The sequence below is a fragment of the Geobacillus sp. ZGt-1 genome, from assembly GCF_001026865.1.
GTDB lineage: Bacteria > Bacillota > Bacilli > Bacillales > Anoxybacillaceae > Geobacillus > Geobacillus thermoleovorans.
Map to the genome: position 1 here is coordinate 1 of NZ_LDPD01000149.1, position 393 is coordinate 393.

General features: G+C 33.8%; 1 pseudogene. It reads right to left on the minus strand.

The annotated features are described in order from the left end of the window. Window positions 1-217, minus strand: a pseudogene (locus tag VU18_RS16185) (heteromeric transposase endonuclease subunit TnsA); the annotation flags it as partial. Window positions 218-393 lie beyond the last annotated feature (176 nt).

A 393-nucleotide genomic window follows, 5' to 3' on the forward strand; every position in this document is an offset into this window, starting at 1 on the left:
TCCATTCCAATACATAGAAATAATCCCGTTCTAATTTGGATAAAAAGTGATGGATTCGATTGGTTTTCCATCCTTTCCCCCTAGTCGCTAGACCACTTGAAGGAAAATCCTGAATATATATCCAAGGTTTATAATTCTCTCCCTTGCCTTGACCACGACCTTCTTTTTCCATTTCAGCGATTTTCTTTTCGGTTAATTCTGTTTTCCTTTTCGCCATCTATGCCACTCCTTTGATGCAAAACCTTCACGTTCCTATCATAGACAGACAAGTTTCCTTATACATGCCATAAAATTTCCCAGTTCCCATTTTTAGACAAAAAACATTTTTGAGAAAAAATAATTTAAAGAAATATTTTTTTGTGTATCTTTAAATGCGGTAAATGATTGATTTAT